The sequence below is a fragment of the Hydrogenivirga okinawensis genome (assembly GCF_055385515.1).
Map to the genome: position 1 here is coordinate 308,682 of NZ_AP042386.1, position 12,639 is coordinate 321,320.

The following is a 12,639-nucleotide window of genomic DNA, read 5'->3' on the forward strand; positions in this document are numbered from 1 at the left end:
TTAAGGGGGGGCGACCAGCCCCCCACCTAAATAACGCTCAGATAGATCCTTCTGATCGAATCTCTCTCCCTCAACTCCTCTGAAGTTCCCTCGTCCACCACTTCCCCTAAATCGAAGACGTAAGCCCTTTCAGATATCTGGAGGGCTAAGGAGACCTCCTGCTCCACGATTAGCATAGATATCCCCTCATTCTGATTGATAGAAAGAAGGATCTCCGCCAGCTCGTCCACGACCGCAGGAGCTAAACCGAGGGAGAGTTCGTCTATCATCAGGAGCTTAGGCTTGGACATGAGAGCCCTCCCTATGGAAAGCATCTGCTGCTGTCCTCCCGAAAGATCTCCCGCCAGAACCTTTCTCTTCTCCTTAAGCTGTGGGAAGTAAGTGTAAACTCTCTCCAAGTTTTCCTTTACCCTCTTCCTGTTGGTCCATCCTCCCAGGATCAGGTTCTCTTCAACGTTCATTCCTAAGAAGAGCTTCCTCCCCTCCGCCGCCAAGGCTATGCCCCCTTTAACCCTCTCCTGTGGGGGCAGGTCGTCTATATGTCTTCCGAAGAAATGTATCCTCCCGCTCCAAGGCTTGAGGAGTCCAGCAACCACCTTGAGAAAGGTGCTCTTTCCCGATCCGTTGGATCCGAAGATAGCAACTATCTCCCCATCGTTCACATGCAGGTTTATGGATCTCAGTATCTCCACATCCCCGTATCCCGCGGTGAGATCGCTTACCTCAAGCGCTTTCATACCTGTACCTTTCTCCCAAGTAAGCCTTTATAACCTCCTCATTCTTTGCCATATCTTCAGGTCTGCCATCGAATATGATCCTTCCATCGCTCAGAACTATAACCCTTTCGGTTAGCTGGAATAGGGCTTTCAAGACGTGCTCCACAAGGACTAAAGTAATACCCCTCTCCTCGTTGAGCCAGCGCAGAAGGGAAACTATCTCCCTTATGGAAACGGGGTTCAGTCCTGCGAAAACTTCATCGAGTAACAGGACACGAGGTTTTAGAGCGAGGGCACGGGCGAGTTCGAGCCTCTTCCTCTGGGCTAAGGAGAGGGAACCCGCCTTCTGGTTTATTAGGTTAGAAAGACCCACCATATCTACGATTTCTTCAGCAATGGACTTTTTCGGAGGAAGAGGGGATCCGTAGTAGAGAGGTATAAGGACGTTCTCAAGGACCGTAAGGTTTGAAAAGAGCCTCGTTATCTGAAAGGTTCTACCCATACCGAGTCTTGCCCTCTGACTTGGTTTTAGATCTGACACCTCCTCTCCGTCGAATATTATCCTCCCCTTATCCTGTTTCAGAACCCCGCAGATAACATTGAGGAGGGTGGTTTTCCCCGAACCGTTGGGACCCACTATACCGAGTATACCGCCTTCATCGACGCCAAAGCTGATACCCCTGAGAACCCTATTCCCCCCAAAGCTCTTGTTAAGGTCTTCAACCCTCAGAATGCTCACCTCTTTACCCCCAATATTCCTTTCGGCAGGAGGAGAACGGTGAGGACTATTACGGTTCCAAGAACCACACCGTGAAGTTCAAAGAACTTACTCCAGACCATCTCCGAAAACATCTCGAGGAAGAGGGAGCCGAAGAAAGGTCCGGCAACAGTCCCCACACCACCCAGCAAGAGCGCAACGAAAACTTTGACCGAGAGGACGGGATCGAACATGGAGGGTGGATCTATGTAGGTTATCCAGTAGGCGTAGATACCCCCGGAAAGACCCGATATTAGAGCCATGAGAGAGAAGGAGATACTTTTAAAAAGCAGAGTGTTTACACCGACGCTCTCCGCTGCCACCTCGTCTTCCCTTATAGCCTTCAGGGCGTATCCGAAGACAGATCGGTCGATGTAAAGGTTAAGGAGAAAGGAAGAAAGAACTAAGAGCCAGAAGGCATAATAGAAGACTAAGGTGCCTAAGGGACCCTTGTAGATAGGAAGGTTTATCCCGTAAGATCCTCCCGTTATTTCGAGATTGCCCACCATCTCACCAAGAACGAGCTGAAGAGCCAGCGTGGTTATAGCAAAGTAGTGGCTCTTAAGTCTCATAAGTGGCGCGGCAAGGAGAAAGGCGAGTAGAGTAGAAAAGAGAGCTCCCAGCGGAAGCGAGGCAAGAAAGGGAAAGGAAAACTTTTTCATGAGGACCGCGGTCGTATAACCTCCCACACCGAAGAAGGCGACTATACCGAAGGCAGGATAACCCGTGTAACCGAGGATAACGTTTTGGGCATAGACCAAGGAGGTTAGCATGAGTATCAAGGTTAAAACTCTTATCCAGTAGCCGGTTGGTAGGTTCAGAATTTCGAGCAGTAAGGGTGCAAAAAGGAGAAGCACCAAGCCGGCTATAACTAACTTTTCAGATCTCCCCATAGTACTTACCGCCAAGAAGGCCTCTTGGTCTGATTACAAGGATCAGGATCATCAGCAGAAGTGAAGCGAAGAGCTTCCAGCTCTCACCAAAGTAAAAGGACACAAATATCTCCAGAAATCCTAAGAGAAGTCCGCCCGCTAAGGCGCTTTCAACCCTGCCGAGCCCTCCTACTATACTCACAAGGAAGGCTTTGACCGTTAAAAATCCTCCGTCAAAGGGAGTGAAGCCCTGAAGTACACCGTAGAGGTTTCCCGAAGACAGGGCTATACCCGTACCTATTCCCATGGTAAGGGTAAATATCTTAGAGGGATCTATCCCGACGAGCTGGGCACCCTCCCTGTCGAGAGCTACCGCCCGAATAGCCTTCCCCATCCACGAAAATTTTAAAAATATAAAGAGCAACAAGGTGAGCAGGAGGGAGAACAAGAATACGATCAGCTTCACCTCCGATACTATGAGGTTGCCCACGATAAAGCTTCTCTCAGCGTAAGGAACATCTATAGAACGTATGTCCGCCTTAAATATAAGGTTAAGCAAGTGGGACAGTAGAATATCAAGTCCGAAGGTAAGTATGAGAACCATAAATGGCTCAAACACCATTATTCTGTTTACAAGAATCCTTTGAAGAACAGCACCTAAGAGAAAACCTGACAGGAAAGACAGTGGAAGAGAAAGGAGGGGATCTATACCCGCAAGAGAGAACAATAGATAGGCAAAGTAGGAACCAAGAACTACGAAGCTACCGTAAGTCAAATTGAGAATTCCCAAGACACCCCATGTAAGGGAAAAGCCGAGGGACATAAAAGCGTAAAAGGAACCAAGCAGAATAGCCTCTACGACAAGTTGGGGCAGGATCTCCATTCACTTCCAGGCGGGTTTGGGGTAAACTGGCTTAGCTTCCTCAAAGGGGTACACGGTTACAGGTTTCCCCTTCTGGATCTGGATAACAGCCATCGGTTTTGTGACTATCTTACCTGTTTCATCGAACCCTATTACTCCATAGAATGTCTCTACCTTCATGTTCAGTAAGGCTCTCCTGACCTTCTTTACGTCGAGGCTACCCGCTTCTTCCAGTGCAATCTGAAGGGTCAGAGCGGCTGCGGTTCCGCCCGCGGCGTGATATTCGGGATCCTCCCCGTACTTTTCTCTGAAAGCCTTAACGTATTCCTGGGTGCTTCCGAATAGAGGATCTTTATACTTAAAAGCCTTAGACCACTGCACGGGTCCGAAGATATATTCTGCATCCTCCCCCAGTGCTTTGACGAAGGCTGGAACCGGAGGACCTACGGTTAGTCCAAGAAACTTCGGGTTTATCTTGAACTGCTTGAGCTGTTTGACAACGAGGACTGAGTCCTTAAAGTGCCCCGCACCTATAACTACATCGGGCTTCTTTGCCCTTATCTTTAACATAAGCGAGGATAGATCTTGAGCGCCCTTCGGGTATCCCTCATAGAGAACCACCTTTAAACCGTGCCTCTTAGCAGCATCGAGGGCGCCCTTCGCGGCATCTTCAGAGAAGATATCCTTCTCGTAAACTATAGCCACGGTCTTGGGTTTAGGTCTTAATTTCACAGCAAGGTCTATCAGGTTCTTACCGTAGTCCGGAGCTATGTTAAACACCCCGAATATGTGTTTGTATCCCTGTTTGTATATCTTTGAGGAAGCTCCACCCCCTTGAACCATCAACGCTCCGTACTTCTCAACCACGCCGGCGGCGGCGAAGACCTGGGAACTTCCGTAGGGTCCTAAGATAAACTTCACGCCGTCCTCGGTTATGAGCTTTTCAACGAGCTTAGCCGTTGTTTTAGGATCGCTCTGGTCGTCGTAGTATATTATCTCCACCTTGTACCTCTTATCTCCTATCTTTATACCACCCTGGGAATTCACCCTATCCTTCCACAGCTCGTAGCCTTTCTTTAAAAGTTCTCCTTCCTTAGCGTACTTCCCCGAGAAGGAAACGGCGGCCCCGAGCTTGAGAACCTCTGCAGAAGATATTGATATAAAAAAGAACAGGCTGATTAGTAGGACGAGGAATCTCATCTCCCTACCTCCTACTTTTCTATTATTGTCTCCTCAACCTTCATTCCGAAGTGTCTGCCCGCCTCTTCGATGTAGCCTACCACCTCATCCCCCTCTTTCAGCTCCGCCACCGATACGGGAGTCCCGTCCGGTTTAGTTAGTCTTATGGTCTCGGCATTCTGGAGTATACAACTTAGCTTCTTGTTCTCATACTTTCCCTCTATCAGAAGCATCGGTCTCCTCTCCACCTTGGACCTTCCAACGTAAACCACCCTTCCCTGACCCTTGTAGTTGTACACCATAACTTGGTCACCTGCATTTAACTCGCAAAGATATTTTGTTTTATTCCCCGGAACCCTTATATACATGTGAACCGCACCCGCGTTTACTCTAAAAGGTCTTGCAGCAACGTAAGGATTCTCCTCAGTTTCCGCATGGACGAGAAACATTCCCCCGGAAGAGTTACCAACGAGCATACCCTCTCCCCTCGTCATCAGGGAGGTCGTGTCCACACAAACCCTGTCTCCCAAGCCGAGAGGGAGAATGCGGGTTATCTTCACAGTTACGAAGTTGAGAATCTCTTGGGCTTCCTCTATTATCTTAGCCACCCTCTTTATCTCGTTTATGTCTTGGGTTTTCAACACAACACCCTTTACACCCTTCTCAAGGGTTTGGAGGGCAACCTCAGCCTCATGGGCATTTTTAACGACCGCGTAGAGTTCCTCCCTCTGGGCTATTAGGTTTTCCAAGGGTATCACCGTCCAGTCGGTGGTTTCTACGATCACCTTGACGTGAGGTGGATACTTTGCAGCCCTCTCCTCGTCCTCCTTCCCTTCTATCTTTACATAAACTACGTCCTCTCCGAGCTTAAGGTCTCCGTCAGGGGATATAACAGTAGTCCGCGCAAGCTTCTTAGCTTCCTCAGCCTTAGAGGCGTCCGGTATAACGAGAGCGGTAGCTCCCGACTCTATTGCCGTGGTAACTATCTTCTTATCGTAAGGTTCTACCCAGACCCAGAACTCCTTCATAGGCATAAGTATAACTTATAATTGAAGCATGCGGAAAGCGTTAATATTCGGACTAATCCTTTTAGTAGCTACCTTCGCAGGTCTGAAGCTCTACACTAATTACAGAGCAGAAAAGACAATCAAAACCTTATTAGAGCGCCTGGGTATAGAGAAGAAAACCACCTACCAGTCGGTAGACTACTCTCTAACAACTGGAGAGGTAAAGGTCAGAGGTGCAAGCATACAAACGGAAGAGGGTAAGACAACGATAAGAGAACTTATCCTCAAGAAGATAACGGAATCGGATTTAGAGATCTATCTGATGGGGATAGAGGGAGATGACGAAGAATTTAATAAATTCAAACGGGATCTCCGGGACCTCGGCTACAGGAACCCCGTAATAAATGCCCATTTAGATCTTAGCTTTTACAGAAATAAGAAGGAACTTTATGTAAGAGATATCTCCGTTGAAATTCCCGAAGCCCTATCCATGGGAATAAAGCTGAGGATTGAAGGTATAGATGAAAAGGTGTTCGAACTTATAAGGGATAGTGATCCAAAAGATAGGGAAGACACGGCAAAATTAGTCAACGAACTGCAGAAGGTGGTTCTAAAGAACTTTGAGATTACTTTGAGAGATTACGGTTTCATAGAAAGGGCTGTGAGCAGGGAAGCCAGAGAAAGTGGCAAGAAACCAGAGGAGGTTAAAAGGGAGCTGATAGCAAAAATCGACAAGAGTATCCCATCTGTGGACGAGTTCGGACATTCTCTCAAAGGAGCCCTAAAAAAAATGCTTAGTGAGGGAGGGAGCATAAAGTTTGTATCAAACAAGAATGTCAGGTTCGATGACCTCGTTGTTCTGAGCCTTCTCTCGCTCCAATCTAAGGATCTATCCAAGTTTGCAAGGGATCTTGATCTGAAGGTTTACTACTCGAAGGAGTAAGGGATGCCAGAGAGGAGTAGGGATTGGCTAACCCAGGCGATAAGAGATTTGAAAAAGGCTTATCTCGACTTAGAACACGGTTTTTATGAGTGGGCTTGCTTTACCGCTCAGCAGGCGGCGGAGAAGGCTGTAAAAGCTCTGTATTATGCCACAAACAGGGACGTCAGAGGTCATTCCATAGCCCGGATGTTATCTAATGCAAGGGAGTTTTTCGATGTTCCGGAAGAGTTGATCCACAGAGGCAGAATTCTGGACAGGTATTATATAGAGGCAAGGTATCCTAATGGATTTCCAGAAGGCTATCCTGCCGAGTACTTCGATAGAGATATAGCCAAGGAGGCTGTCGATGCTGCAGAGGAAATCATCAGGTTCGTTGAAAATACTATCGGTAGATAAGGAGAAGCTGATCAGGGAATTAAAGAAAATAGCACAACGCCTTAAGAAGGAAAAAAATGCAGAGCGAGTTCTTCTGTTTGGTTCTTTTGCTAAAGGGAACTTCACACCCTCGAGCGATCTGGATATCCTTATAGTTGTAAAAAGAAGCGATCTTCCCTTTATAAAGAGACGGGACGAATTTGCCCCATACTTTGAGCACTTGCCCTTTGATGCGAACATCCTCATCTACACGGAAGATGAGTTGAAGAAGATCGAAAACAGACCATTTATAAAAGAAATCTTGAATTATTCAGTAGAACTCTCCTGAGGAGGATGTCAACTTTTTCGTACGAAAGCATTCCCCCAAGAAGGAGGGGTAGAATTGGGATATGAGTGCACTAAACCTTGTAAGAGAATTGCTTGATAAAGTTTACCACCGGCACAGAGTCCCTGCAAGTGTGAAAGCAAAAAGCGGTTTTGCTCTATTTCAGAGGCATGTCCTTAAGAGATGTTCAGAAATACCTTTCAGACGAGGGATACAAAGTAAGCATAGAAGCCATTAGGGAGTGGTTCCACTCAGTAGGCAAGATGCTAAGAGCTCTATACACTTATGCACTATGGATTTATGTGGATGAGACGAAGATAAAGAAACGAGAGAAGTTCTATTACCTGTGGCTTGCAGTAAACGAGAAAGGAAATCCCGTATATGCAAGTCTCACGGCTAAGAGAGACTCCTGGACAGTCCAAGTAGTGCTTAGTAACACAGGAGCAAAGGTATGCACTACTGATAAAGGTCCCTGGTATGTTAGTGCCGTTAAAAAGCTTCCGATGGAGTGGATTCATGAGACCTTTGGGAAGAGGAGCGTTGTAGAGAGGTGGTTCTTTCCCATAAAGCACAGGCTCAAGAGGTTCTACAAGAGGTTTTCGTGGAACGCGAAGTATGAAACTGTTTGGAGCTGGTTGGCTTCCTTTATTACACTTTACACTTTACTGGAGGTTAAAAGTTGACATGTTCTATCTATACTAAACTTTTGCGGAACATGAGTAACCTCCCATCAAGTCTTTGAGCAGAAATAGAACCAATCTATCGTCCGGAAAAGGAGAGGACCTTAAGCTTCGTCGCACCAGTAACTCAAGAAACTCAAGTAGATCCAAAACCCGCAGATAAACATCTGGCATAACAAGAGAAAGAAGAAACCTCCTGAAGTCCTTGCCGCTCAGCTCCGCCTTGAGCCTTATAAGCCTCACATGCCATACAGCCAGTATCCAGAGCCTTATAACTCTGAGTCTCCTTACCATATAGTCCTCAAGTCCCATCCCCTTCATAGTCCTTATCTCATGCTCTATATCCCATCTCACCTTGTAGTAGCTCTCAAACCTCTCAGACTTGGGAAACCACAGATCCCTTAATTTGTGTCCTGTCTCTTCATCCACTCTCCTCTGGCTTATGGCACAGACAAAGTCTATCTCTTGAGAGAGAAGGAAGTTAATAAGTCTGTTGCAGGTAAACCCTGCATCGCAAAGAAAGAGGAGATTGGGGAAAAGCTTTTTCAGTGGAGGAATGAGATCTCCGAGAACAGATATCAGAGCATCTATGGGCTTTTTGTCAACCAGAAGTTCCAAGTGAATAGGGATTCTGAAGTTTTGAACTGAGAAGCTGATAACCAGGGCTCTGTGAGCAAGGATAGATCTTTTGAGGGAAGGATCGTAGAGTTTTCTGACACCTTCTATCTTTTAGCCTGTCTTTCTCAAGAGAGTTGTATCGGCTATAAGGAAGGCGGTGGTCTTTAAGGATCTGAGTTTGTCAAGGAGTGAGGAGGCAAGATCCTGAATCAAGGGCATTGGATTGGAGTTGGTAGGGCTAAGGAATCTTGAGAGGGCAGAGGCGGAGTAGGTGGGAGAGGATGACAAAGTATAGGGAGATTGTGAGAGAATATTAAGTAGAGCGTGGTATTTGGCTTCTACCGTGAGTTTCACCTCCTCGGGGACTTCCTCGGGGAGGTTCTTTTTTATCAACTTGAGTGGCTTCCTGTCAAGATCTGCAAAACTTTAGTTTCTTACCTCCTTACTTTCCTAAGGAATATAGATATGAAGGTCAAGGTTGAAAAAGAGGATTTGATCTCTATTAATTGAATTATGCTCGTTCTCGAAAAGCTATCTAAAAGGGCGATAGTTGGGCACAGAGGAGTGCCTGCCTTAGAGCTCGAGAACACCCTTCCCTCCTTCGAAAGAGCCATAGAGCTCGGAGCGGACATAGTAGAGACCGACGTCCAGAGGACGAAGGACGGTGTTCTGGTTCTGAGTCACGATGAGAGCCTTGAGAGAACCTTCGGTATTGGTGTGAACGTCAGGGAAAGCACCTGGGAGGATCTGAAAGGTATCAAGAAGGGCGGCTACACCCTCGCGAGGCTCGAGGAGGCTTTCGATCTCGTAAACGGGAGGGCGGGTATGTTCGTCGAGATAAAGCACCCCGAGGACACTCCTCACGTTCTCGAGCTTATAGAGAAAAAGGGAGTTAAGGACTGGGTAGCGGTTATAAGCTTCCACTTAGAGGTTATGGAAGAGCTTAAAGGTAAGCTGGTTACTGGTCTCGTTTACTCTAGACCTCCGGGGATGATCCCCGAAGCGAAGAAGGTTGGATGTAAGTTCGTCCTCCCCAAGTACATGCTCGCTACCCAAAAAGCGGTGAACTTCGCTCACAGGCTCAAGCTCTACGTCGTGGCGTGGACGGTGAACGACCCTATTAAGGCGGAAGAGCTGTGGGACAGGGGAGTGGACGGTATAGCCACCGACGACGTTCGTTTGCTGAAGGGAACCTTGAAGGACTGACTTATTAGCTCTATCTTATATCTCCCATGCTGGTGGAAGAGTTCGACGTTGCGGTTATAGGCGGTGGTCATGCGGGGATAGAGGCGGCTTTAGCCTCCGCGAGGATGGGGGCGAAGACCGTCATGTTCACCCTGAACGCCGACAACATAGGTCAGATGTCCTGCAATCCTGCAATAGGCGGGATAGCGAAGGGGATAGTGGTGAGGGAGATAGACGCCCTCGGCGGGGAGATGGGGAAGGCGATAGACAACACCGGTATCCAATTTAAGATGCTCAACACCCGTAAGGGCAAGGCGGTTCAGTCCCCAAGAGCTCAGGCGGACAAGAAGAGATACAGGGAGTATATGAAGAAGGTCTGCGAAAATCAGGAGAACCTCTACATAAAGCAGGACGAGGTGGTGGACATAATCCTAAATTCCAAGAACGAGGTCGTAGCCGTAAAAACCAAGTTGGGAATAGAGTACAAGGTTAAAGCGGTCGTAGTTACCACCGGAACCTTCCTGAACGGGCTCATATATATCGGAGATAAGACCTTTCCCGCAGGGAGGGCTTGGGAGCCGAGATCCGAGAGCCTCGCGGATTTCTACAAAAGGCACGGCTTCCCCCTCCTGAGATTTAAGACGGGAACTCCCGCGAGGCTTGATAAAAGAACCATAGACTTCTCCGTTTTGGAGAGAGCTCCCGGAGACGATCCACCTCCCAAGTTCTCTTTCTGGACCGATCCGGTAGGATCCTACTGGTTCGAACCGGGGAAAGAGCAAGTGGACTGCTGGATAACCTACACCACCGAGAAAACCCACGAGATAATAAGGAAGAACCTCCACAGAACCGCCCTATACGGAGGTTTGATAAAGGGGATAGGTCCCAGATACTGCCCTTCGATTGAAGACAAGATCGTCAAGTTCCCCGACAAACCGAGGCACACCGTGTTCTTGGAGCCGGAAGGGCTCGACACCATAGAGATCTATCCCAACGGACTCTCCACCTCCCTCCCGGAGGAGATCCAGTGGGAGATGTACCGCTCCATTCCGGGACTTGAGAAGGTGGAGCTCATCCGTCCCGCCTACGCGATTGAGTACGACGTCGTTCCTCCCACCGAGCTCTACCCGACCCTTGAAACCAAGAAGATAAGAGGGCTCTTCCACGCGGGGAACTTCAACGGGACGACGGGCTATGAGGAGGCTGCGGGACAGGGCATCGTTGCGGGGATAAACGCCGCCCTCAGAGCCTTCGGGAGGGAACCCATATACCTGAGGAGGGACGAGAGCTACATCGGAGTTATGATAGACGATCTCACCACCAAGGGAGTTATGGAACCCTACAGGCTCTTCACCTCAAGATCAGAGTACAGGCTCTACCTCAGACAGGACAACGCCATACTCAGGCTCGCCAAGTTGGGGCACGGATTCGGACTCCTCACCGATGAGCAGTTCAAACTCATTAAAGAGCTTCAGGAGGAGATAGAGAGGTGGAAGGAGTTCTACAGAAAGGAAAGAGTCTCTGTAGCGGTCGGAGAGGGAACAAGGAGCTACTCTATAGCTACCCTCTTTACGGCGAACCACACCATAGAGGACGTTAAGGAGAAGTTCGGCTACGAGATACCGGAGCACCCCTACGTGAAGGAAGAGGTGGAGATAGAGCTCAAGTACGAGCCTTACATAGAGAGGGAAAGAAAATTAAATGAGAAACTGAAGAAGCTCGAGGACATAAGGATACCCGAGGACATAGATTACGATAAGGTTCACGGACTCACCAACGAGGCGAGGGAAAAGCTCAAGAAGATGAGACCCCTCACCGTGGGTCAAGCGGCGAGGATAGACGGCATCACTCCGGCGGCTATAACCGCTCTACTTATCCACCTCGGAAAGTTGGAATGATCTACTTTGTTTCCGACACCCATTTCTACCACTTCAACATTCTGAAGCTCAACCCTCTCGTGAGGAAGTTCGGCTTTGAAACAGAGATACTTAAAAACCTTGAGAAAACCCTCAGGGAAGGGGATACCCTCTACCACCTCGGAGACTTCACCTGGCAACTCTATGACAAGATGAGAGTCCTTGAGAGATGGAAGAGGCTACGTGTAAGGAAGATACTCCTTATGGGAAACCACGATCATAGGTTCGGTAAGGAGGTTCTAAAGGAGTTCTTTGACGAGATATACGATCCCTTCTACATCCTCGAGGTGGACGGGCTAAGGATACTACTCTCCCACTACCCCGCTTTAGATCTGAAGACGGACAGGTTCCCCGAGATGCAGGAACTTGTAGAGGAGAGATTTTTTGAAGAAAGGTGCGATATCCTCATTCACGGACACGTTCACTATAACCCTACGGGTCCCATGTGCGGGTGTTATCTTAAGGGCATCCCCTGCCTAAACGTAAACGTGGAGCTTTGGGAGTTCAAACCCGTGAGCTTGAGAGAAGTGATGAGCTCAGTTGTCGGTGTAAGGTCTCAATGAAGAAGCGCTCATCTATACCGAGCTCTTTAAGGGAGACTATCCTGCTCCTCAGAAGTTCCTCAGGAACACCGAGCAATTTAGAGGCTTCTTCGTAATTGAAGTTGACGTATATACTCCCGTGAATAAGGAAGGCTCTCCTTCCGGTTCTCATAGCCATGGATAGAACCTTCCTCCCGTCAAGACTGAGCTCTCCCAAGGTCGGAACCCAGAAGCAGTAGAACCTGTCTAAATACCTTCCCCTGAACTTCTCAAGCTTCAAGGTTATTCCGAACTCCCGAAAGATCTTTATAAAAATGTCAGAGACCTCAGCGTAGATCTTGGAAGGCTTCCCTCCCCATTTTTCCTTTAGATCCGCCATCGAAAAGGAAATGTCCCAACCGTGTAAGAGAGCTCCCCCTCCTGTAGGTCTGCGGACCGTAGGGAGCTTTACGCCTACCTTTTCCTTCTGAAAGTGTCCGAGGCTCAAACAGAGCCTATCCCAGCGGTAAAGCCTAAAAGAAGGTTCTCCTCCCTCTTCAACCCTCAGAAAGGACTCGAAGTCCCTCTTCATGTTCTCTTCGGGCGGGAGGACTTCTACGATCATTTACCCTCTGCAGATCCTTCTGATTTCTTGGACGGTTCAGTAAATAGAACGATCGCTG

16 protein-coding genes are annotated in these 12,639 nt (G+C 48.2%); 7 read left to right on the forward strand and 9 right to left on the reverse strand.

The features are described 5' to 3' along the window. Positions 1–26 precede the first annotated feature (26 nt). Genes ACZ483_RS01840 through ACZ483_RS01865 form a run of 6 tightly spaced genes read right to left on the reverse strand, consistent with a single transcriptional unit; the run spans position 27 to position 5,414 of the window. A complete protein-coding gene (locus tag ACZ483_RS01840) occupies positions 27–737 on the reverse strand; it encodes an ABC transporter ATP-binding protein (RefSeq protein WP_464324472.1) in 711 nt (236 codons plus the stop codon). After that, on the reverse strand, positions 724–1,455 hold the full coding sequence (locus tag ACZ483_RS01845; protein ID WP_464324473.1) for an ABC transporter ATP-binding protein: 732 nt from the start codon (positions 1,453–1,455) through the stop codon (positions 724–726). Before ACZ483_RS01845 ends, ACZ483_RS01840 begins: the two co-directional genes overlap by 14 nt. Then, positions 1,452–2,381 (reverse strand): branched-chain amino acid ABC transporter permease, encoded by a 930-nt coding sequence (locus tag ACZ483_RS01850; protein WP_464324474.1) that lies wholly within the window; start codon positions 2,379–2,381, stop codon positions 1,452–1,454. The genes ACZ483_RS01845 and ACZ483_RS01850 overlap by 4 nt, the downstream gene beginning before the upstream one ends. Next, complete coding sequence (locus tag ACZ483_RS01855; protein ID WP_464324475.1) at positions 2,353–3,228, reverse strand: branched-chain amino acid ABC transporter permease; 876 nt, start codon at positions 3,226–3,228, stop codon at positions 2,353–2,355. The genes ACZ483_RS01850 and ACZ483_RS01855 overlap by 29 nt, the downstream gene beginning before the upstream one ends. Beyond that, entirely contained in the window at positions 3,229–4,407 is a 1,179-nt protein-coding gene (locus ACZ483_RS01860) for an amino acid ABC transporter substrate-binding protein (RefSeq protein WP_464324476.1), read from the reverse strand. It abuts the gene before it with no gap. A gap of 11 nt (positions 4,408–4,418) precedes the next feature. After that, the gene (locus ACZ483_RS01865; protein ID WP_464325161.1) at positions 4,419–5,414 is read right to left on the reverse strand and encodes a 3-dehydroquinate synthase II; all 996 of its coding nucleotides are present in this window, start codon (positions 5,412–5,414) and stop codon (positions 4,419–4,421) included. A 28-nt stretch (positions 5,415–5,442) separates the two neighbouring features. Between ACZ483_RS01865 and ACZ483_RS01870 the strand changes: the two genes are divergently transcribed. From ACZ483_RS01870 to ACZ483_RS01885, 4 genes are all read left to right on the forward strand, one after another. Next, the gene (locus ACZ483_RS01870) at positions 5,443–6,336 is read left to right on the forward strand and encodes a hypothetical protein (protein ID WP_464324477.1); all 894 of its coding nucleotides are present in this window, start codon (positions 5,443–5,445) and stop codon (positions 6,334–6,336) included. Positions 6,337–6,339: 3 nt separating this feature from the next. Then, positions 6,340–6,732: a HEPN domain-containing protein gene (locus tag ACZ483_RS01875; RefSeq protein WP_464324478.1), complete on the forward strand. Its 393-nt coding sequence runs from the start codon at positions 6,340–6,342 to the stop codon at positions 6,730–6,732. After that, positions 6,683–7,039, forward strand: a complete 357-nt coding sequence (locus ACZ483_RS01880) for a nucleotidyltransferase domain-containing protein (protein WP_464324479.1) — start codon at positions 6,683–6,685, stop codon at positions 7,037–7,039. Before ACZ483_RS01875 ends, ACZ483_RS01880 begins: the two co-directional genes overlap by 50 nt. Positions 7,040–7,206: 167 nt before the next feature. Beyond that, positions 7,207–7,719, forward strand: coding sequence for a DDE-type integrase/transposase/recombinase (locus ACZ483_RS01885; protein ID WP_464324480.1), 513 nt, complete (start codon positions 7,207–7,209; stop codon positions 7,717–7,719). Positions 7,720–7,734: 15 nt separating this feature from the next. Here the strand turns inward: ACZ483_RS01885 and ACZ483_RS01890 are convergent, their stop codons facing one another. Beyond that, a complete protein-coding gene (locus ACZ483_RS01890) occupies positions 7,735–8,334 on the reverse strand; it encodes a transposase (RefSeq protein ID WP_464324481.1) in 600 nt (199 codons plus the stop codon). 111 nt (positions 8,335–8,445) lie between these two features. Next, positions 8,446–8,727: a hypothetical protein gene (locus ACZ483_RS01895; RefSeq protein WP_464324482.1), complete on the reverse strand. Its 282-nt coding sequence runs from the start codon at positions 8,725–8,727 to the stop codon at positions 8,446–8,448. A 120-nt stretch (positions 8,728–8,847) separates the two neighbouring features. On the opposite strand from ACZ483_RS01895, the gene ACZ483_RS01900 reads away from it, so the two are divergent. From ACZ483_RS01900 to ACZ483_RS01910, 3 genes are read left to right on the forward strand one after another with little or no spacing between them, the layout of a single operon-like run. Then, positions 8,848–9,540, forward strand: a complete 693-nt coding sequence (locus tag ACZ483_RS01900) for a glycerophosphodiester phosphodiesterase (protein ID WP_464324483.1) — start codon at positions 8,848–8,850, stop codon at positions 9,538–9,540. Between the two features lie 26 nt (positions 9,541–9,566). Continuing rightward, positions 9,567–11,417, forward strand: a complete 1,851-nt coding sequence (mnmG, locus tag ACZ483_RS01905; protein ID WP_464324484.1) for a tRNA uridine-5-carboxymethylaminomethyl(34) synthesis enzyme MnmG — start codon at positions 9,567–9,569, stop codon at positions 11,415–11,417. Further along, entirely contained in the window at positions 11,414–11,998 is a 585-nt protein-coding gene (locus ACZ483_RS01910) for a metallophosphoesterase family protein (protein ID WP_464324485.1), read from the forward strand. The genes mnmG and ACZ483_RS01910 overlap by 4 nt, the downstream gene beginning before the upstream one ends. Here the strand turns inward: ACZ483_RS01910 and ACZ483_RS01915 are convergent. Beyond that, complete coding sequence (locus ACZ483_RS01915; RefSeq protein WP_464324486.1) at positions 11,940–12,581, reverse strand: lipoyl protein ligase domain-containing protein; 642 nt, start codon at positions 12,579–12,581, stop codon at positions 11,940–11,942. The two genes, ACZ483_RS01910 and ACZ483_RS01915, sit on opposite strands and share 59 nt — an antisense overlap. Between the last annotated feature and the right edge of the window lie 58 nt (positions 12,582–12,639).